The sequence below is a fragment of the Paracoccus contaminans genome (assembly GCF_002105555.1).
In the GTDB taxonomy this organism is placed as follows: Bacteria; Pseudomonadota; Alphaproteobacteria; order Rhodobacterales; family Rhodobacteraceae; genus Paracoccus; species Paracoccus contaminans.
This window is the reverse complement of sequence record NZ_CP020612.1, coordinates 1,617,844-1,636,425: the sequence shown is the minus strand read 5'-3', so window position 1 is coordinate 1,636,425 and position 18,582 is coordinate 1,617,844. Positions and strand designations below refer to the sequence as shown.

The following is an 18,582-nucleotide window of genomic DNA, read 5'->3' as shown; positions in this document are numbered from 1 at the left end:
CGGCCATGCTGCACCCCGATTTCCTGACCCGGCCCATCGCCCATCGCGGCCTGCACGGGCCGGGCGCGCCGGAAAACTCGGCCGCCGCCTTCCGGGCGGCGATCGCGGCGGGCCATGCCATCGAACTGGATGTGCAGCCCGCCGCCGACGGCACGCCGCTCGTCTTTCATGACGAGACGCTCGAGCGCATGACCGGCATGCCCGGCCCCGTATCGGGGCTGAGCGCCGCGCAGGCGGGGCGCCTGCGCCTTGCCGGCACGCAGGAGGGCATCCCGGCGCTGGCCGATGTTCTGGAACTGGTCGCAGGGCGCGTGCCCCTGCTGATCGAGATCAAGGACCAGGACGGCGCCCTGGGACCGCAGATGGGCGATCTGCCGCGCGCGGTCGCGGGGCTGCTGGAGGGCTATGGCGGCGCGGTGGCGGTGATGTCCTTCAACCCCCATGCCGCGGCCATGCTGGCCAGGGCGGCGCCTGCCATACCCGTCGGCCTGACCAGCTGCGCCTTTGCCCAGGACGACTGGCCCGATGTTCCGCCGCCGCGGCGCGACCGCCTGGCCCGGCTTGCCGATTTCGACGGCGCGGGGGCCTCCTTCGTCTCGCACCATCATCTTGATCTGGACAACCCGGCCGTGGTCGCGCTGCGGGCGCGGGGGGTGCCGGTGCTGTGCTGGACGATCCGTTCGGCCGAGGAGGAACGCGCCGCACGGCGCGCTGCCGCGAACATCACCTATGAGAGCTATGCGCCATGCGCGTCCTGATCACCGGCGGCACCCGCGGCATCGGCCTGGCCACCGCGCTGGATTGCGCCGCCCGAGGCTGGCCCCTCGCCCTGGGCTATCGCGGCAACGCAGGGGCGGCGGGGGCGGCGCTGGATGGGGTGGGCGCCGCCGGGGGCAAGGCCCATGCCTTTGCCGCCGATGTGGCCGACCCCGCCCAAGTCGCGGCCCTGTTCGACCAGGCCGAGCGCGCCCTGGGCGGCCTTGACGGCGTGGTGGTGAACGCCGGCATCGTCGCGCCGGTCATGCCGCTGGCCGACATGACGCCCGAGCGGCTGGACCGCATGGTGCGCGTCAACCTGACCGGCGCCCTTTATCAGGCGCGCGAGGCGGCGCGGCGGCTGCCCGAGGGGGGCGCGATCGTGTTCGTGTCGTCGGTGGCCGCCCGGCTCGGCTCGGCGGGGTCTTACGTTGATTACGCCGCCTCGAAGGGCGGGGTGGATACGCTGACGATCGGGCTGGCAAAGGAACTTGCCCCCCGCCGCATCCGCGTGAACGGTGTGCGCCCCGGCATCATCGACACCGACATCCACGCCGATGGCGGAGAGCCGGACCGCGTCGCACGGGTGGGCGCGTCCCTGCCCCTGGGCCGTGCCGGCACCGCCGCCGAGGTCGCGGCCGCGATCACCTGGCTGCTGTCGGACCGGGCAAGCTATGCCAGCGGGGCAATCCTCGACATCGCCGGCGCGCGCTAGCCGGCGGAAGGTTCCGGCCCGTCGGTCAGCACGGCATGCAGCGCCACGGGGTCGGTGTTGGCGCGCAGCTTGGCGCGCAGCCTTTCGTCGCGCAGCGTGCGGCTGACCAGCGCCAGCGCCTTGAGATGTTCGACGCCGGGGCTGTCTGGGGCCAGCAGGGTGAACACCAGATCGACCGGCTGGCGATCCACCGCGTCGAAATCCATCGGCTTTTCCAGCCGCAGGAACAGGCCCGCGACATGGTCCAGCCCGCTGATGCGCGCATGCGGCAGGGCCACGCCATGCCCCACCCCCGTCGCACCCAGGCTTTCGCGTTCCTGCAGGGCATCGAGCGTGCGGCCGGCATCCAGCCCATAGGCCTGGGCGGCCAGTTCGGCCAAGTCGTGGAACAGCCGCTTTTTGGAACTGACCTGCGCCTGCGAACGGACGGCGGCGGGGGAAAGAATGTCACCGATCCGCATCTGCCGTCCGCCTGCCTGTTCCCGCGCTGCAACGCGCATCCCTTGGTCCTGCCGTCACGGCGGCGCAGCGCCGGCCGCCTGCCGCGGCCCTGCCGCTGCGCCGGGCCAGACCCTCAGCGCAGGTTGCGTGGGTCGATCCAGCCCACGTTGCCGTCCTCACGGCGGTGCACCACATTGACGCCCCCGTGCCTTTCGTTGCGGAACACCAGCATCGGCGTGCCGGCAAGCTCCATCTGCATCACCGCGTCGCCCACCGACAGGGTCGGCACCCGCAGTTCGGTTTCGGCGACGATGATAGGCTGCAGGCCGCTTTCGCCCTGCGATTCCCATTCCTCCTCATCAGCGGCCAGCACATAGCTGGGGGCGGCGTCGTATTCAACCGGGGCGCTGCGGTCCTTGTAGTGATCCTTCAGCCGGCGCTTGTAGCGGCGCAGCTGCTTGTCCATCCTTTCCCGGCACTTTTCAAAGGCGGCATAGATGTTGTCGGCATCGGTGCCCTTGGCCTGCACGTTCAGCCCGGTGGACAAGTGGACGATGGCGTCGCAGGTCAGCGCATAAGCATCCCGCGAAAAGATCACCGTGGCATCGGTGGGCCGCTGGGAATACTTGTCGAAGGTCTCGGCCAGTTCGCCCTTGACATGGGTCTGCAGCGCGTCGCCCACATCTATCTGCTTGCCGCTGATCTGAAAACGCATGAAATGTCCTCCGTTGGCCCGCTTGGCGCCGCGCGGCAGGACGCCGGACGGCATCGGGTCATCTCATTTGCGGACAGCTTGCCCCGGCTGTCAATCGCGGCCCGGAGGGCTGGCGTCCGCCATCGTGAAACTGTCGCCCAGATAGACCTGGCGCACCTGCGGATCGGCGACGATCTCGGCCGCGCTGCCCGCGCGCAGCACATGTCCGTCATGCAGGATATAGGCGCGGTCCACGATCCCCAGCGTCTCGCGCACATTGTGGTCGGTGATCAGCACCCCGATGCCCCGCGACTTGAGCTGGTGGACCAGCCCGCGGATCTCCCCCACCGCGATCGGATCGACACCCGCAAACGGCTCGTCCAGCAGCAGATAGGCCGGATTCGAGGCAAGGCAGCGCGCGATCTCGACCCGGCGCCGCTCGCCCCCCGAAAGGGCCAGCGCGGGGGCGCGGCGCAGATGGCCGATCGAGAAATCGCCCAGCAGTTCCTCCAGCCGGTCGCGGCGGCGGTGAGGGTCGGGGCAGGCGACCTCGAGGGTGGCCATGATGTTCTGCTCCACCGTCAGGCCGCGAAAGATCGACATTTCCTGGGGCAGATAACCGATCCCCATGCGGGCGCGCCGATACATCGGCAGCGCCGATGCATCCTGCCCGTCGATCATCACCCGCCCCGCATCGGGCAGGATCAGCCCGGCGATGCAGTAAAAACAGGTCGTCTTGCCCGAACCGTTCGGCCCCAGCAGGGCCACAACCTCGCCCCGGTCCAGCGCAAGGGACACGTCGCGGATGACGGGGCGGTTGCGATAGGCCTTGCGCAGCCCCTCGACCCGCAGCCCCCTTGCGGGGGCAGGGCGCGGCGCGGCCATCAGCGCCCGCCGGGCTGCAGCACCGTGCGCACGCGCCCCGCGACGCTGGCGCTGCCGTTGCGCAGGTTGACCTCGATCCGGTCGCCGGCCAGCACGTCCTTGCCCTGCGTGACAATGGCATCGCCCGACAGGATGATGGTGCCCCCCGCCACGTCATAGACCGCCTCGGACGCCTCGGCGGCATCCGTCCCGTTCACCAGCGTGACCCCGCCCGATGCGGTCAACGCCTCGATCTGCTGCTGGCCGCCCTGTCCATAGCGGACGGTGACGGCTTTCGCGCTCAGCCGCATCGGGCCCTGCCCGATCAGAACATTGCCGGTGAAGGTCGCCTGGCCGGTGGCCTGATCGACCTTCAGCGTATCGGCCGTCACCTCGACCGGGGCCCCGGTATCGGCCTTGATGCCGCCGAAGGCGACGGTCTGGGCCGCAGCGGCGCCGCAGGAAAGCGCAACGATACCGGCAAGGATCAGGGAACGCAGCATCATCGGCTCTCTGTCTGCGGGGCGGATGAGGGGGCGGCCCCGGCGGATGAGGGGCGGTATAGCAGACGCACGCCCCGGTTCAATTCCAGAACCTGTCCTGCGCCGGCATCGGTTTCAAGCACCATGCCGCCCGCATCCAGGCTGCCGAAGGGGGCGGTGACCGCGATCGGGCCGGGCGCGGTCAGGCGGCCCGCGGCGGTATCGGCCTCGACCTGGGGGGCGCGCAGGCTCCAGCCCGAGGACAGCGCCATGTCCACGCCCCCGCCCAGCACGATATGGCTGCCATCCTGCTGCCCGGTGCCGGCGCTGAGCGTGGTGCGCAGCCCATCGCGCGTGCGCCAGTCCAGCACGGGCTGAACCGCCGTCCCGCCCCCCGGCCCGGGGTTGAAGCGCCCGGCGCTGAAGGTGACGATCGCCCCGTCTGCGGTGACGGTCGAAAAACGCGGCCCGGTGATGCCGGGGGCGCGCGCCTCTGCGTCGCCGCCGTCCCTGACATAAGGGATCGCCGCATCCGGTTCGGCCCGCCGCGACAGCAGGAACAGCGTTGACAGGATCGCCAGCGCCGCAAGCGGCAGGATGATACGCAGCCACAGGACGACGCGCCTGCGGCCCATCTCAGACCATCCCGGAACGAAGGAAGTCGTGGACATGGATCAGCCCCGCGGGCCGCCCCTCGGGATCGACGACGAAAAGGCAGGTGATCTTGCGGTCCTGCATCTCGGCCAGGGCCGACTGGGCCAGGGCCTGGGGCGCGATGGTGCGGGGCGCGGGGGTCATCACCTCGGCCGCAGTGCGAGACAAAAGCCCGTCCATGTGGCGCCGCAGGTCGCCATCGGTGATAATGCCGGTCAGCCGCCCGTCCGGCGCGATCACGCCGGTCACGCCAAAGCCCTTGGCGGAAATCGTCAGCAGGGCCTCGGCCATCGGCGCATCCTCGGCCACCAGGGGCAGATCGTCATGCATCAGATCGGCCACCCGCGCCAGCCGCGCGCCCAGCTTGCCGCCGGGGTGGAAGGTGCGGAAATGTTCGGGCGTGAAGCGGCGGTGTTCCATCAGCGCCACGGCCAGCGCATCGCCCAGCGCCAGCGTCATCGTCGTCGATGTCGTCGGCACGATCCCGCTGCCGCAGGCCTCGTCCGCCGGCGGCAGCAGCAGCGCCACATCCGACTGGCGCAGCAGGGTCGAGCCGTCGCGCCCCGCCACCCCGATCAGCGGGATGCCGAAGCGGCGCGTATGGGCGATGATGTCGGCGATCTCGGGCGTCTCGCCGCTGTTGGAGATGACGAGCGCCACATCGCCCTGCGTGACCATGCCCAGATCGCCATGGCTTGCCTCGGCCGGGTGGACGAACTGCGCCGGCGTGCCGGTCGAGGCGAGCGTCGCCGCGATCTTGCGGCCGACATGCCCCGACTTGCCCATCCCCGACACGACGACGCGGCCCCTTGCCGCCAGGATCAGCCGGGCGGCCGCCTCGAACGGAGGGCCGAGGGGGCCGTCCAGCGCGGCCAGCAGCGCCCCGAGGCCCTGCGCCTCGACCCCGACGACGCGGCGGGCGGTTGACAGGTAATCTTCCATCCCGCGCACCTAGTGGCGGAAGATGTCGTTGTCATCGCCCCATCCCATCAGATCGAGATGGGCGCGCGCCGGCAGGAAATCAAAGCATGCCTGCGCCAGCGCCATGCGCCCCTCGCGCGCCAGGCGGCGTTCCAGTTCGGCCTTGAGCGCATGCAGATACAGCACGTCCGAGGCGGCATAGTCCATCTGCGCCTCGCTCAGCGCCTCGACGCCCCAGTCGCTGGTCTGCTGCTGCTTGGAAATGTCAACGCCCACCAGATCATGCAGCAGGTATTTCAGCCCGTGCCGGTCGGTGAAGGTGCGCACCATCTTGGATGCGATCTTGGTGCACCAGACCGGGGCCGTGACCACGCCAAAGGCGTTTTCCAGCGCCGCGATGTCAAAGCGCCCGAAATGGAACAGCTTGATCGTGGCCGGATCAGTCAGCATCCGCGTCAGGTTGGGCGCCGCGCGCTGGCCCTGCGCGATCTGAACAAGATGGGCATCCCCGTCGCCCGCCGAAAGCTGGACAAGGCACAGCCGGTCGCGGCGCGGATCAAGACCCATCGTCTCGGTGTCGATGGCCACGACAGGGCCAAGGGACAGGCCGTCCGGCAGATCGCCCTGGTGAAGATGGATGGTCATGGGGGGCGTCCTTTGCCGGGGATCAGGGTGCGGCGCAGCCCGCAGGGGCAAGGGGCCGGCCTTCAGGGCGGTTTGCCCGCCCCGGCGCGGCGCGTCAACCGCGCCGCCGCGCGGCATGGGGCGGCTGGCATGCGCAGCGCCGCCGCGGCCGCCCGCCCTCGCTCTCCCCTCAAGGGCGGCGATCGGCGCCTTTCGCCATTATCCGCTGCCCCATGCGCCAGCCGCCGGGGCCAGCACCGCCATCCCCGGCCCTGCCCCCATCCTCGCCGGCGCCATGGCCAGACGCAGGCGCAGCCAGGGCGCCGTTTCAGCCGATCCACAGGCGCAGCAGCGCGGCCACCCCGCCGACCGCGGCCACCCCGCCCAGATACAGCGCGGCGAACCACGCCAGGCGGCGAATCATCCGTGGTATCCCGTGCCGGCGGACACCTTTCCGCGGAACACCCAATAGGCATAGGCCGTGTAGACAAGGATCACCGGGATCAGCATCACCACGCCGACAAGGAAAAAGCTCTGGCTCTTTTCAGGGGCGGCGGCGTCATGGATGGTCAGCGCGCCCGGAACGATCCAGGGGAACATCGACACCCCCAGCCCCGCAAAGCACAGCGCGAACAGCGCCAGCGACAGAAAGAAGGGCCAGCGGTCGCGCCGCGCCGCCAGCATCCGCAGCAGCATGGCCGCGACCCCCGCCACCAGCACCGGCACCACTGCTGCGACCCCCATCGTCGGCCAGGTGAACCAGCGCCGCCAGTAATCGCCATGCAGGAAGGGCGTGGCGATGCTGACCGCCGCGATCGCGCCCAGCACGACCAGCGCCATCGGGCGGGCGATGGCATAGGCCTCGTCCCGCAGGCGCCCTTCGGTCTTGAGGATCAGCCAGCAGGCCCCCAGCAGGATATAGGCGGCGCAGACGCTGATCCCGGTCAGCACCGTAAAGGGCGTCAGCCAGTCGAACCAGCCGCCCGCATAGGCCCCGTCCCGCACGCGCACCCCTTGCAGCACCGCGCCCAGCGCCACCCCCTGCATCAGCGCCGCCACGCTCGAGCCGAACCAGAACCCCGCATCCCACCAGTGCTTGCGCCCCTCGTGGCGGGCGCGGAACTCGAACGCGACGCCGCGGAAGACCAGCCCCAGCAGCATGGCGATGATCGGCACGTAAAGGGCGGGCATCAGGATCGCATAGGCGGCCGGAAACCCGGCCAGCAGCCCGCCCCCGCCCAGCACCAGCCATGTCTCGTTCCCGTCCCAGACGGGGGCGACGGTGTCCACCATCACGTCGCGGTCATCCTCGTGCATGACGGGGAACAGCATCGCCATGCCCAGGTCAAAGCCGTCCATCACGACATAAAGGAAGATGGCCAGCACCAGCACCCCCGCCAGGACGGTCGATACGTCAAGGTCGATGCCCAGTCCGTTCATCAGCGCACCCTTGGTCCGGATGTGGCGGCGCTCGCCCCGCCGGGGGTGATGCCGGCCGCGTGCTGGGGCTGGCCGCGGACGGGGCCGTGTTCATCGGGCATGGGCGGGCGCGCCATCATCCGCAGCATGATCGCCGTTCCGGCCAAAAAGACGATGCCATAGACGGCGACAAAGGCCAGCAGCGATGCGCCCACGGCCGGGGCCGCGACGGGCGAGACGCTGTCGGCGGTGCGCAGCAGGCCATAGACCGTCCAGGGCTGGCGGCCGGTTTCGGTCGTGATCCAGCCCGCCAGCACGGCGATGAAACCAGCCGGACCCATTGCCAGCGCCGCGCGGTGCAGCCAGCGCTGATCGTAAAGCCGGCCGCGCCAGCGCGCGAGGCCCGACCACAGGCCCAGCGCCAGCATCGCAAGGCCCATCCCGACCATCACGCGAAAGGCCCAGAACGTCACCGGCACGGGCGGCCACTGATCGCGCGGCACGGTATCCAGCCCCGCCATCGGGGTGTTCAGGCGGTGCGTCAGGACCAGCGATCCCAGCCTTGGCACGCTGATCGCATGGTCCAGCCGGCCGGTTTGCATGTTCGGCACCCCGAACAGGTTCAGCGGCGCCCCGTCGGGGTGGCTCTCAAAATGCCCCTCGATCGCCATGATCTTGACGGGCTGGTGCTCCAGCGTGTTCAGCCCGTGCTGATCGCCCGCCAGGATCTGGGCCGGCGCGACCAGCAGCACCATCCACATCGCCATGCTGAACATGGTCCGCGTTTCGGCCGTCGCGCGCCCGCGCAGCATCTGCCATGCGCCGGCCGCGCCCACCACCAGCGCCGTGGTCAGATAGGCGGCCAGCACCATGTGGACCAGCCGGTAGGGCAGCGAGGGGTTGAAGATCACGGCCCACCAGTCGCCGGGCAACAGGCGCCCGCTCTCGTCCACGACATGGCCCTGCGGCGTCTGCATCCAGCTGTTCACCGCCAGGATCCAGAACGCGGAAATCAGCGTGCCCACCGCCACCGCCAGCGTGGCAAAGGCGTGCAGGCCCTTGCCCACCCGGTCGGTGCCGAACAGCATGACGCCCAGAAAGCCCGCCTCGAGGAAAAAGGCCGACATCACCTCATAGGCCATCAGCGGGCCGATCACCGGGCCGGCGCGTTCGGAAAACACCGACCAGTTGGTGCCGAACTGATAGGACATGACGATGCCCGACACGACGCCCATGCCGAAGGCCACGGCAAAGACGCGCATCCAGTATTTCAGCAGGTTGTGATAGACCTCGCGCCCCGTGGACAGCCACAGAACCTCAAGCACGGCCAGATAGCTGGCAAGCCCGATGGTAAAGGCGGGAAACACGATGTGAAACGACATGGTGAAGGCGAACTGCGCCCGCGCCAGCAGCACTGCATCCAGATGGTCCAGCATCGCGTTCGGCCCTGCCCGACATGGATAGGGCCTTGCCGTGATTCGGCAAGGCCCATGCCTTATCGCCAAGGCGGGGGCAAAAGTCAGCCCCCGCGGGCCCCGCCAGGGTCAGCCCCCGGTGCCGCTGCCGCCGGTTGCGGCATAGACCTCGCCGGTGATATAGCTGGCCTCGTCCGATGCCAGCAGCACATAGATCGGCGCGATCTCGACCGGCTGGCCGGCGCGGCCCATCGGGCTGTCGGACCCGAATTCGGGCAGCTTGTCCTTGGGCTGGCCGCCCGACACCTGCAGCGCGGTCCAGAACGGCCCCGGCGCCACGGCGTTCACGCGGATGCCCTTGGGCGCCAGCTGCTTGGCCAGCGCCTGCGCGAATGCCCGGTTGGCCGCCTTGGTCTGGGCATAATCGAACAGATGGGCCGAGGGCGAGAATGCCTGCACGGACGAGGTGATGATGATCGAGGCGCCCTTCTTCAACGAGGGCAGCGCCTGCTGGGCCATCCAGAACGGGGCATAGATATTGGTCTTGATGGTCGCGTCGAACGCGTCCGAGGTGATGTCGGCGATCGATTCCTGGCTTTGCTGCCGGCCGGCGTTCAGCACCAGCACCTCAAGCCCGCCAAGGCCCTTGACGGCATCGTCCACCACCTTGCGGGCGGCGGCCTCCTCGCGCAGGTCGGCGGGCAGGGCCAGCGCCTTGCGACCCTCGGCCTCGATCAGCTTGATGACGCTCTGCGCGTCGGATTGCTCGTCGGGGTGATAGCAGATCGCCACATCCGCCCCCTCGCGCGCAAAGGCGATGGCGGCGGCGCGGCCGATGCCGCTGTCGCCCCCGGTGATCAGGGCGCGCTTGCCGGCCAGGCGGCCGGTGCCCTTGTAGCTTGTCTCGCCGTGATCGGGCTGGGGGTCCATCCGTTCGCACAGGCCCGGCCAGGGCTGCTGGTCGTCGGAATAGGGGTTGAGCGGGATATGCGGGCCGTCGATCGCGCCCGCGCGATGGGGCATGGCAACGGGATCGGTCTTGTCCTCGGACATCGGCGGGCTTCCTTTATCTTCGACGTTCGGGCAGTCAACGGGCGGGGCAGGCCGATGTTCCCTGCCGCCGGCCAAAATGGTCAGCTCATGTCAGGGCCGGGGCGGGCGGGCGATATGGGCCAGCCATTCGGCGTCATAATGCCGCCCGATCACCCCCAGCGCCGCCGCCGTGGGCACCGCCAGCAGCAGCCCCGGAAAGCCGAACAGCACCCCGCCCAGCGCCAGCGCCAGCATCAGCGTGACCGGATGCAGCTTGACCGAATCGCCGACGATGCGCGGCGTGATGACATTGCCCTCGGCCACCTGCCCGAAGACGAAGATCGCCGCGACCAGCGCGATCTTCCACCAGTCGCCCCAGAACTGGACCACCGCCACCCCCGTGGCGATCACGAAGCCCGAGGTCGAGCCGAGATAGGGGATGAAGTTCAGCACCCCCGCCGCCATGGCGATCAGCAGCGCATAGTTCAGCCCGACCCCCATCAGCGCGACCGAATAGAAGGTCGCCAGGATCGCCCCCACGATCAGTTGCCCCCGGACAAAGCGGGTCAGGACATCGTCGATGTCGCGCGCCAGACGCCGGATCAGCGGCGCATGGCCGGGCGGCAGGCGGCGGTTGATGCCGGCCACCAGGCGGTCCCAGTCATACAGCAGATAGACGCTGATGGTGAAGGTCGCCACGACGATCAGCCCGGTCGTGACGGCATTGACCACGGTGTTGAGCGTGCCGCCCAGCATCTGCAACGCGGTCAGGCGCAGCCGTTCCACCACATCGGTGACAAAGCGCTGGACCACCGTGCCTTGTTCCATCGCCTCGGGAAAACGCTCGGTCAGAAAGCGAAAGCCGCTGCGCAGCGCGCCGGGCATCGCCTCGATCGCCTGACGCGCCTGCCCCAGCAGCGTCGGCAGCAGCCACAGCGCCCCCGCGACCATCGCCGCGACAAAGCCCAGCGCGATCACCGCCGTCGCCCAGCCGCGGGAAAAACCCAGCCGTTCCAGCCGGTCGGCCAGCGGGTCCAGGAAATAGGCGATCGCAAGGCCCAGCACAAAGGGCGTCAGCACGCCGCCCGCCTGCGCGACGACCAGCCACAGGACGAACAGGCCCAGCAGGCTCCACAGCACCCAAGGGCGGAACATGATCAGCATGGGCACCTCGCGGGCAGGACCACGGGGTCTTCACTACCGCGCCCGCGCCCGGCCATGCAACCGGGCGGCGGCAAGGGGGGCACCCCCCTGCCCCTCACTCGGCCGGCACTGCCGCCAGATCGCCCGTCTCGGCCAGCGGATGCCTCAGATGCGGCAGCATCTCGCGCGGGCAAAGCTGGACGAAGCTGGCCCGCTCGCGGTCCCAGCCGGCCAGGATGTCCTGCGCGCGGCGGCTGCCGGTTTCGGCGGCGTGACGCTCGATCAGGCCGCGCAGCTCGCCCTCCCAATGCGGGACGGTGACGGGGCAGCTGACCAGCGTTTCGGCATTGACATAGCGCCCTGCCAGGCCCTCGGGATCATACAGATAGGCCATGCCCCCCGTCATGCCGGCACCGAAATTGGCGCCGATCCGGCCCAGGATCACGGCGATGCCGCCGGTCATGTATTCGCAGCCATTGGTGCCGCAGCCCTCGATCACGACCTGCGCCCCGCTGTTGCGCACCGCGAACCGTTCGCCCGCCCGACCGGCGGCGAACAGGAACCCGCCCGTCGCCCCATACAGCACGGTATTGCCGATGATGACGTTGTCGGCCGCCACCAGCGGGCTGTCCATCGCCGGCTTGACCACGATGATCCCGCCCGACAGGCCCTTGCCGACATAGTCGTTGGCATCGCCCGACACCTCGATCTTCAGCCCCGGCGCGGCAAAGGCGCCAAGGCTCTGCCCGGCGCTGCCGGTCAGGCGGATCGTCAGGTGATCGGGCTGCAGGTTGTTGCGCATCCCGAACTTCTGCACGATCAGCGAGGATGTGCGCGTGCCCACCGTGCGCTGGGTGTTGCGCACCGCATAGTTCAGCTGCATCTTCTCGCCCGCGGCGAAAAAGCGTTCCGCATCGCGCACGATCTCGGCGTCCAGCGTGTCCATCACCGCGTTGCGCGGCTTGGACCGGTCATAGACGATCTTGTCAGACCCATCGACGGTGATCAGCAGCGGGTTCAGGTCCAGATCGTCCAGGAAGGCCGACCCGCGGCTGACCTGCGTCAGCAGGTCCGCCCGCCCGATCACCTCGTCAAGGCTGCGCGCGCCGATGGATGCGAGGATCTCGCGCACCTCCTGCGCGTAGAAGGTGATCAGGTTCACCACCTTGTCCGCCGATCCGGTGAACATCGCGCGCAGGCGTTCGTCCTGCGTGCAGACCCCCACCGGGCAGGTGTTCGACTGGCACTGGCGCACCATGATGCAGCCCATGGCGATCAGCGCGGCGGTGCCGATGCCGTATTCCTCGGCCCCCATCATCGCCGCCATGACCACGTCGCGCCCGGTGCGCAGCCCGCCGTCCGTGCGCAGCGTCACCCGGTCGCGCAGGCGGTTCATCGCCAGCACCTGATGCGCCTCGGTCAGGCCCATTTCCCACGGCAGGCCGGCGAACTTGATCGACGTGGCGGGCGAGGCGCCGGTCCCGCCATTGTGGCCGCTGATCAGGATGATGTCGGCTTTCGCCTTGGCCACGCCCGCCGCGATGGTCCCGACGCCAGACCCCGCCACCAGCTTGACCGTGATCCTGGCGCGCGGGTTGATCTGCTTCAGGTCATAGATCAGCTGCGCCAGATCCTCGATCGAATAGATGTCGTGGTGCGGCGGGGGCGAGATCAGCGTCACGCCCTGCGTCGAATGGCGCAGCCGCGCGATCAGCGCCGTGACCTTCATCCCCGGCAACTGCCCGCCCTCGCCGGGCTTGGCCCCCTGCGCGACCTTGATCTCAAGCTCCTCGCAGGCGTTCAGGTATTCCGCCGTGACGCCGAACCGCCCCGAAGCGACCTGCTTGATCTTGGCGCAGGGGTTGTCGCCGTTGGGCAGCGGGTGGCTGTGCGCCGGGTCCTCGCCGCCCTCGCCGCTGTCGGATTTCGCGCCGATGCGGTTCATGGCGATGTTCAGCGTCATGTGCGCCTCGGGCGACAGCGCGCCCAGGGACATGCCCGGCGTCACGAACCGCTTGCGGATCGAGGTGATGCTTTCCACCTCGTCGATCGGCACGGGCTTGCCCAGCGGCTTGATGTCCAGCAGGTCGCGCAGGTGGATCGGCGGGTTGGCCCGCATCTGCGCCGAAAACTGCTTCCACACCTCATAGCTGGCCCTTTCGCAGGCCAGTTGCAGAAGGCGCATGGTGCTGGCTTCCCAGGCATGTTTCTCGCCCGTCCGCCGCGCCTTGTAAAAGCCGCCGACCGGCAGCAGATCGCCTGCCGGGGCGTGCCAGCCCTTGTGGTGGATATCCTCGAGCTTTTGCTGCAACCCGTGCAGGCCGATGCCGCTGATGCGGCTCTGCATGCCGGGGAAATATTCGGCGACCATGGCGCGGGACAGGCCCACCGCCTCGAAGTTGAGGCCCCCGCGATAGGACGACAGGACCGAGATCCCCATCTTGGCCATGATCTTGAGCAGGCCCTGGTCGATCGCATCGCGATAGCGGCGCATGTTCTCGATCAGCGTGCCCGGCAGCAGGCCCCGTTCGATCCGGTCGGCGATGGTGTCCTGCGCCAGATAGGGGTTCACCGTGGTCGCGCCGCAGCCGATCAGCACCGCGAAATAATGCGGGTCGATGCATTCGGCCGACCGCACGTTCAGCGAACAGAAGGTCCGCAGCCCCTTGCGCGTCAGCCACGAATGAACCGCGCTGGTCGCCAGGATCATCGGCAGGCCGATGCGGCCCCCGTCCTGGTGCTCGTCGGTCAGCACGATCTGGCCCGCGCCCGACCGCACCGCGTCCTCGGCCTCGGCCCGGATGCGGGCCAGCGCCTCGGCCATCGCCTCGGGGCCGGCGCCATCGGCAAAGGTGCAGTCGATGCTCGTCACCGCATCGCCGAACATGGCGATGACCGCCGCCAGCTCGCCATTGGCCAGGAATGGCGTTTCCAGCAGCGTGATTTCCGTGTGGCGCGAGCTTTCGTCCAGCACGTTCTTGAGGTTGCCGAACCGGGTCTTGAGGCTCATCACCCGCGTTTCGCGCAGGGAATCGATGGGCGGGTTCGTCACCTGGCTGAAGTTCTGGCGGAAGAAATGGCTCAGCGGGCGATACTGGCCCGACAGCACCGCGGGCGGCGTGTCATCGCCCATGGAGGCCAGCGCCTCCTTGCCGTCCTCGGCCATGGGGGACAGCACCCCCTCGATTTCCTCGAGCGTGTAGCCCGCCGCGATCTGGCGGCGGCGCAGATCCTCGCCCGTATAGGTCACCGGCTCGGGCAGGTCGGCCAGCATCCTGCCGGGCTGGACGACCTTTTCCACCCAGTCGGCAAAGGGCTGCGAGGCGGCCAGCCGGTCCTTGAGCTCGGTGTCGTGGTAAAGCCGCCCCTCGACCATGTCGACGGCGATCATCTGGCCCGGGCCCAGCGCGCCCTTTTCCCGCACCGCCGATTCGTCCACCGGCACCATGCCCACCTCGGACCCCGCGATCAGCATGCCATCCGCCGTCACGACATAGCGCATCGGGCGCAGGCCGTTGCGGTCCAGCCCGCCGCAGACCCAGCGCCCGTCGGTCATGGCCAACGCGGCCGGCCCGTCCCAGGGCTCCATGATCGAATTGCAATAGGCATACATGTCCGCCCAGGCCTTGGGCATGTCGGTCGTGGCCTTCGACCAGGCCTCGGGAACCATGATCGTCTTGACCATCGGGGCCGAGCGGCCCGAGCGCACCATCACCTCGAACACCGCGTCCAGCGCCGCGCTGTCGGACGACCCGCCCGGCACGATCGGCTTGATGTCCTCGGCCATGTCGCCGAAGGTCGCGGACGCCATGCGGATCTCGTGGCTTTTCAGCCAGCCGAGATTGCCCTTCAGCGTGTTGATCTCGCCGTTATGGGCCAGCATGCGGAAGGGCTGGGCCAGCCACCATTGCGGAAAGGTGTTGGTGGAATAACGCTGGTGATAGATGGCAAAGGCGCTTTCAAAGCGTTCGTCCATCAGGTCGGGGTAAAAGACCGCGACCTGTTCGGCCAGCATCATCCCCTTGTAGATGATCGACCGGCAGGACAGCGTGCAGATATACATCCCCGGCGTCTGCGCGGCGATGGCGGCGCGCTCGATCCGGCGGCGGATGATATACAGCTCGCGCTCGAACGCTTCCTCGTCGATCTCCTTTTCGCAGCGGATCAGGATCTGCTCGATCTCGGGGCGCGTCGCATTGGCCTTGTCGCCCAGGACGGCGGTGTTCACCGGAACATGCCGCCAGCCATAGATGTAATGGCCCATCCGCAGCACCTCGGATTCGACGATGGTGCGGCAGCGTTCCTGTGCGCCGAAATCGGTCCGCGGCAAGAACACCTGCCCCACCGCGATCAGCTTGTCCGGGTCCGGCTCGTGCCCCGTGCGGCGCACCTGGTCATAGAAGAAGGGCACCGGGATCTGGACATGGATGCCCGCCCCGTCGCCCGTCTTGCCATCCGCATCAACCGCGCCGCGGTGCCAGACGGCCTTCAGCGCGTTGATGCCGTTCGTGACGACCTTGCGCGAGGGCCTGCCGTCGATGTTCACGACAAGGCCCACCCCGCAGGAGGCATGTTCATCCTCGGCCCGATACAGGCTGTTTTCGGCCATCCAGGCGCGGCGGGTTTCCTCGGCTTCCATCCAGTCGGGGGCGAACGTCATTCCATGTCTCCTTCCAGATGGGGGTGGTCAGCCTCGTATTCGGCGCGGGTCTTGCGCCGATGATCGCCCGCCAGCGCAAGGCCGGGCAGGGCGCGGTCGGTATAGATCTCGCTGGTCAGCGGGATGTCGCGGGCGGCGTCGAACAGGCCCGGCATCAGCTCGTAATCGGCATTCTGCTCATCCGTCTGCCGCAGCCACAGATGCGATCCGCAGCGCGGGCAGAAGGCGCGCTCGGCAAAGGCCGTCGAGGGATAGGTGGCGACCGCGCCGGTCACCTGCACCGCATCCGCCGGTGCGACGAGGCTGAGAAACAGCGACCCCGACCACCGCTGGCACATCCGGCAATGACAGGCCGCGGTTGATCCATGATGGCGCGCGACAGTGATCCTGACCGCACCGCACAGGCAATGCCCCGTCATCATGCCCTGCCCCCTGACGGATCGCCCACCATCTGGGCGTTGCAGCCATAGTCCGGCACCGTCGAGGCAAAGCCCGGCTGGCCGGGGCGGATGAAGCGGACCGGCGTGTCATCGGTCGTTTCCGTTTCGCCCTGCCAATCGGTGGCAGTTTCCACCCCGCCATAGAAGCGGCCGGTTTCGCGGCTGACATACTGGCTGCCGCTGCGCGCGATCAGCAATGTGCCGTTCTCGGCATAGGTCATCAGGCCGAAACGGGTCGTGTCCAGCGTCATCCCGTCGATCACGGCGGTGCCGGTCAGCTCGTCGCGCCCGACATGGTTCAGACGCTCTCCGTCATCCGAAATGGTCCAGAAATCGAAATCGTCCCGCCCTGCGGCCAGCAGGGTGCGCAGGCTGGCGTGATCCCTGGCCTGCGGCTCCAGCCGGTCGGTGATGCCGGCCACGACATCGGTCGATTCCATCCAGCGCGTCTCGGCGTCGATCCGGGCCAGATGAACCAGGCCCTGCGGGGTGAAATACGCCACCCACTGGTCGCCCGGCGCGTCCGCCGCGCAGGTGTAATGCTGGGCCACGGTGCAGGACCGCTGCTGCACGGTCATGGTCAGCGTGCAGCCCTGCGGCGGGGTGAACTGTCCCGCCGCCGCCTGGCCGGCGCAGACAAGGCAGCAAAGCTGCCCCATGCGCCGCAGCGCAGCATCGGCCCAGGCCCATGACGTTTGCATGAACCCTGCATGAACCGTGCATGAACACGGCATGAACATCACTCGGCCGCCACCCGCACCGCCCCGGACAGTTCGGCGGCGATGGCATCGGCGGCCTCGCGCCCGTCGCGGATGGCCCAGACGACAAGGCTCGCGCCCCGCACGATGTCGCCCACGGCCCAGACGCCGGGCAGGCTGGTCGCGTGATCGCGGCCGGCGCGGATGGTGCCCCAGCGCGTCACCTCAAGCCCCGGCTGATCCCAAAGCCGCGGCAGGTCCTCGGGCTCAAAGCCCAGCGCCTTGATGACCAGATCGGCCGCCTCATCGTAATCGGCGCCCTCGATCGCCTCGGGCGACTGGCGGCCCGAAACATCGGGCGCGCCCAGCCGCATCCGCGTGACGCGCAGCCCGGCAACGCGGCTTTCCACCGGCCCGGTCGAGCGGCGGGTTTCCGTGCCGATCGCCGCAGGCGCCAGGTCGGGGTTGTCGCCCACCCCGTCGCCATCCACGTCGCCGCCCGCATTGGCGGCATCGCCCTCGTCGGCGCCGGCGGCTTCGCCCACGACATGGCCTGCAAAGGCGTTGGGCGCGGCCAGCCAGACGAACTCAACACCCTCTTCCTCGGCGTTCTGCACCTCGCGCTGGCTGCCGGGCATGTTGGCGCGGTCGCGGCGGTAAAGGCACTTGACCGACTGCGCCCCCTGCCGGATGGCCGTGCGCACGCAATCCATCGCCGTGTCGCCGCCGCCGATCACGACGACGCGCTTGCCGGCGGCGTTCAACTCGCCATCGGTGAAATCGGGGACATCATCGCCAAGGTCGATGCGGTTCGCCGCGGTCAGGTAATCCAGCGCCCGCACCACGCCGCGCGCGGGGGCGTTGTCGATATCCAGATCGCGCGTCTTGTAGACGCCGGTGGCGATCAGCACCGCATCATGCTTGCCGCGGATCGCGTCAAAGCTGATCGTGCCGCCCACATCCGCGCCCAGCACGAATTCGACCCCGCCATCGGCCAGCAGGCGGCTGCGCCTTTCGACGACGTGCTTTTCCAGCTTGAAGCCGGGGATGCCATAGATCATCAGCCCGCCCGCCCGGTCATGGCGGTCATAGACCGTGACCTGGAACCCCATGCGCCGCAGCCGGTCGGCAGCCGCCAGCCCGCCGGGGCCGGCGCCGATGATCCCGACGCTTTCGGCGCGCTCGGCCGCGGGGCGGATCGGCTCGATCCAGCCCTCCTCCCAGGCGGTGTCGGTGACGTATTTCTCGATCGCGCCGATGGTCACGGTGCCGTGGCCGGACTGCTCGATGACGCAGTTCCCCTCGCACAGGCGGTCCTGGGGGCAGATGCGGCCGCAGATTTCCGGAAAGCTGTTGGTTTCCTGCGCGCGCAGATAGGCCTCCTGCGTGCGCCCCTCGGCGGTCAGGCGCAGCCAGTCGGGGATGTTGTTGTGCAGGGGGCAGTGGCTCTGGCAATAGGGCACGCCGCACTGGCTGCAGCGGGCGGCCTGTTCCTGCGCCTTGGCATCGGCGAATTCGCGGTAGATTTCGTGAAAATCGGCCCGGCGCTCGTCGGCCCCGCGCTTTTCCGGCATCAGCCGCGGCACCGTCACGAACCTGAGCATCTTCTGCGTGGCCATCGGCT

Annotated in this window: 18 protein-coding genes; 2 read left to right on the top strand and 16 right to left on the bottom strand. The window is 68.9% G+C overall.

Features of this window, described 5'->3' with window-relative positions; translation table 11 throughout:
* Positions 1–5: 5 nt before the first annotated feature.
* Together B0A89_RS07745 and B0A89_RS07740 are read left to right on the top strand one after the other, a co-directional pair.
* Complete coding sequence (locus tag B0A89_RS07745; RefSeq protein WP_085377650.1) at positions 6–758, top strand: glycerophosphodiester phosphodiesterase family protein; 753 nt, start codon at positions 6–8, stop codon at positions 756–758.
* Positions 746–1,471 (top strand): SDR family oxidoreductase, encoded by a 726-nt coding sequence (locus B0A89_RS07740; protein ID WP_085377649.1) that lies wholly within the window; start codon positions 746–748, stop codon positions 1,469–1,471. The genes B0A89_RS07745 and B0A89_RS07740 overlap by 13 nt, the downstream gene beginning before the upstream one ends.
* On the opposite strand, the gene B0A89_RS07735 is transcribed toward B0A89_RS07740, so the two are convergent.
* The 16 genes from B0A89_RS07735 to B0A89_RS07665 all read right to left on the bottom strand — a co-directional run bounded on the left by B0A89_RS07735 (position 1,468) and on the right by B0A89_RS07665 (position 18,577).
* Positions 1,468–1,932 (bottom strand): PTS sugar transporter subunit IIA, encoded by a 465-nt coding sequence (locus B0A89_RS07735; RefSeq protein ID WP_085378826.1) that lies wholly within the window; start codon positions 1,930–1,932, stop codon positions 1,468–1,470. The genes B0A89_RS07740 and B0A89_RS07735 overlap by 4 nt on opposite strands.
* Positions 1,933–2,045: 113 nt before the next feature.
* The gene (gene hpf, locus B0A89_RS07730) at positions 2,046–2,627 is read right to left on the bottom strand and encodes a ribosome hibernation-promoting factor, HPF/YfiA family (RefSeq protein ID WP_085378825.1); all 582 of its coding nucleotides are present in this window, start codon (positions 2,625–2,627) and stop codon (positions 2,046–2,048) included.
* 90 nt (positions 2,628–2,717) lie between these two features.
* Positions 2,718–3,491 (bottom strand): LPS export ABC transporter ATP-binding protein, encoded by a 774-nt coding sequence (lptB, locus tag B0A89_RS07725; protein WP_085377648.1) that lies wholly within the window; start codon positions 3,489–3,491, stop codon positions 2,718–2,720.
* A complete protein-coding gene (gene lptA / locus B0A89_RS07720; protein WP_085378824.1) occupies positions 3,491–3,973 on the bottom strand; it encodes a lipopolysaccharide transport periplasmic protein LptA in 483 nt (160 codons plus the stop codon). The genes lptB and lptA overlap by 1 nt, the downstream gene beginning before the upstream one ends.
* Positions 3,973–4,587 carry a hypothetical protein gene (locus B0A89_RS07715; protein ID WP_085377647.1) on the bottom strand — a complete coding sequence of 205 codons (615 nt, stop codon included), beginning with the start codon at positions 4,585–4,587 and terminating at the stop codon, positions 3,973–3,975. The genes lptA and B0A89_RS07715 overlap by 1 nt, the downstream gene beginning before the upstream one ends.
* 1 nt (position 4,588) lies before the next feature.
* Positions 4,589–5,548, bottom strand: coding sequence for a KpsF/GutQ family sugar-phosphate isomerase (locus B0A89_RS07710; protein WP_085377646.1), 960 nt, complete (start codon positions 5,546–5,548; stop codon positions 4,589–4,591).
* A gap of 9 nt (positions 5,549–5,557) precedes the next feature.
* Complete coding sequence (locus tag B0A89_RS07705; RefSeq protein WP_085377645.1) at positions 5,558–6,172, bottom strand: ribonuclease D; 615 nt, start codon at positions 6,170–6,172, stop codon at positions 5,558–5,560.
* 307 nt (positions 6,173–6,479) lie between these two features.
* Positions 6,480–6,575, bottom strand: coding sequence for a DUF2474 domain-containing protein (locus B0A89_RS14620; protein WP_157115285.1), 96 nt, complete (start codon positions 6,573–6,575; stop codon positions 6,480–6,482).
* Positions 6,572–7,591 (bottom strand): cytochrome d ubiquinol oxidase subunit II, encoded by a 1,020-nt coding sequence (cydB, locus tag B0A89_RS07700; protein ID WP_276207411.1) that lies wholly within the window; start codon positions 7,589–7,591, stop codon positions 6,572–6,574. Before cydB ends, B0A89_RS14620 begins: the two co-directional genes overlap by 4 nt.
* Positions 7,591–9,006 (bottom strand): cytochrome ubiquinol oxidase subunit I, encoded by a 1,416-nt coding sequence (locus B0A89_RS07695; RefSeq protein WP_085377644.1) that lies wholly within the window; start codon positions 9,004–9,006, stop codon positions 7,591–7,593. Before B0A89_RS07695 ends, cydB begins: the two co-directional genes overlap by 1 nt.
* A gap of 108 nt (positions 9,007–9,114) precedes the next feature.
* A complete protein-coding gene (locus B0A89_RS07690; RefSeq protein ID WP_085377643.1) occupies positions 9,115–10,038 on the bottom strand; it encodes an SDR family oxidoreductase in 924 nt (307 codons plus the stop codon).
* A 90-nt stretch (positions 10,039–10,128) separates the two neighbouring features.
* Positions 10,129–11,181: an AI-2E family transporter gene (locus tag B0A89_RS07685; protein WP_085377642.1), complete on the bottom strand. Its 1,053-nt coding sequence runs from the start codon at positions 11,179–11,181 to the stop codon at positions 10,129–10,131.
* Between the two features lie 94 nt (positions 11,182–11,275).
* Complete coding sequence (gene gltB / locus B0A89_RS07680; RefSeq protein WP_085377641.1) at positions 11,276–15,820, bottom strand: glutamate synthase large subunit; 4,545 nt, start codon at positions 15,818–15,820, stop codon at positions 11,276–11,278.
* On the bottom strand, positions 15,817–16,239 hold the full coding sequence (locus B0A89_RS07675; protein ID WP_476704024.1) for a GFA family protein: 423 nt from the start codon (positions 16,237–16,239) through the stop codon (positions 15,817–15,819). Before B0A89_RS07675 ends, gltB begins: the two co-directional genes overlap by 4 nt.
* Entirely contained in the window at positions 16,239–16,961 is a 723-nt protein-coding gene (locus tag B0A89_RS07670) for a hypothetical protein (protein WP_240558448.1), read from the bottom strand. Before B0A89_RS07670 ends, B0A89_RS07675 begins: the two co-directional genes overlap by 1 nt.
* Positions 16,962–16,999: 38 nt before the next feature.
* The gene (locus B0A89_RS07665) at positions 17,000–18,577 is read right to left on the bottom strand and encodes an NAD(P)-dependent oxidoreductase (protein WP_085377639.1); all 1,578 of its coding nucleotides are present in this window, start codon (positions 18,575–18,577) and stop codon (positions 17,000–17,002) included.
* Positions 18,578–18,582 lie beyond the last annotated feature (5 nt).

Bases quoted from the DNA above. Each gene is read 5' to 3' on its own strand.
- lptB (WP_085377648.1), bottom strand. From the start codon at position 3,491: ATGGCCGCGCCGCGCCCTGCCCCCGCAAGGGGGCTGCGGGTCGAGGGG.
- B0A89_RS07705 (WP_085377645.1), bottom strand. From the start codon at position 6,172: ATGACCATCCATCTTCACCAGGGCGATCTGCCGGACGGCCTGTCCCTT.
- B0A89_RS07745 (WP_085377650.1), top strand. From the start codon at position 6: ATGCTGCACCCCGATTTCCTGACCCGGCCCATCGCCCATCGCGGCCTG.
- lptA (WP_085378824.1), bottom strand. From the start codon at position 3,973: ATGCTGCGTTCCCTGATCCTTGCCGGTATCGTTGCGCTTTCCTGCGGC.
- B0A89_RS07710 (WP_085377646.1), bottom strand. From the start codon at position 5,548: ATGGAAGATTACCTGTCAACCGCCCGCCGCGTCGTCGGGGTCGAGGCG.
- B0A89_RS07695 (WP_085377644.1), bottom strand. From the start codon at position 9,006: ATGCTGGACCATCTGGATGCAGTGCTGCTGGCGCGGGCGCAGTTCGCC.
- B0A89_RS07675 (WP_476704024.1), bottom strand. From the start codon at position 16,239: ATGACGGGGCATTGCCTGTGCGGTGCGGTCAGGATCACTGTCGCGCGC.
- B0A89_RS07685 (WP_085377642.1), bottom strand. From the start codon at position 11,181: ATGCTGATCATGTTCCGCCCTTGGGTGCTGTGGAGCCTGCTGGGCCTG.
- B0A89_RS14620 (WP_157115285.1), bottom strand. From the start codon at position 6,575: ATGATTCGCCGCCTGGCGTGGTTCGCCGCGCTGTATCTGGGCGGGGTG.
- gltB (WP_085377641.1), bottom strand. From the start codon at position 15,820: ATGACGTTCGCCCCCGACTGGATGGAAGCCGAGGAAACCCGCCGCGCC.
- B0A89_RS07735 (WP_085378826.1), bottom strand. From the start codon at position 1,932: ATGCGGATCGGTGACATTCTTTCCCCCGCCGCCGTCCGTTCGCAGGCG.
- B0A89_RS07690 (WP_085377643.1), bottom strand. From the start codon at position 10,038: ATGTCCGAGGACAAGACCGATCCCGTTGCCATGCCCCATCGCGCGGGC.
- B0A89_RS07670 (WP_240558448.1), bottom strand. From the start codon at position 16,961: ATGCAAACGTCATGGGCCTGGGCCGATGCTGCGCTGCGGCGCATGGGG.
- hpf (WP_085378825.1), bottom strand. From the start codon at position 2,627: ATGCGTTTTCAGATCAGCGGCAAGCAGATAGATGTGGGCGACGCGCTG.
- B0A89_RS07740 (WP_085377649.1), top strand. From the start codon at position 746: ATGCGCGTCCTGATCACCGGCGGCACCCGCGGCATCGGCCTGGCCACC.
- cydB (WP_276207411.1), bottom strand. From the start codon at position 7,591: ATGAACGGACTGGGCATCGACCTTGACGTATCGACCGTCCTGGCGGGG.
- B0A89_RS07665 (WP_085377639.1), bottom strand. From the start codon at position 18,577: ATGGCCACGCAGAAGATGCTCAGGTTCGTGACGGTGCCGCGGCTGATG.
- B0A89_RS07715 (WP_085377647.1), bottom strand. From the start codon at position 4,587: ATGGGCCGCAGGCGCGTCGTCCTGTGGCTGCGTATCATCCTGCCGCTT.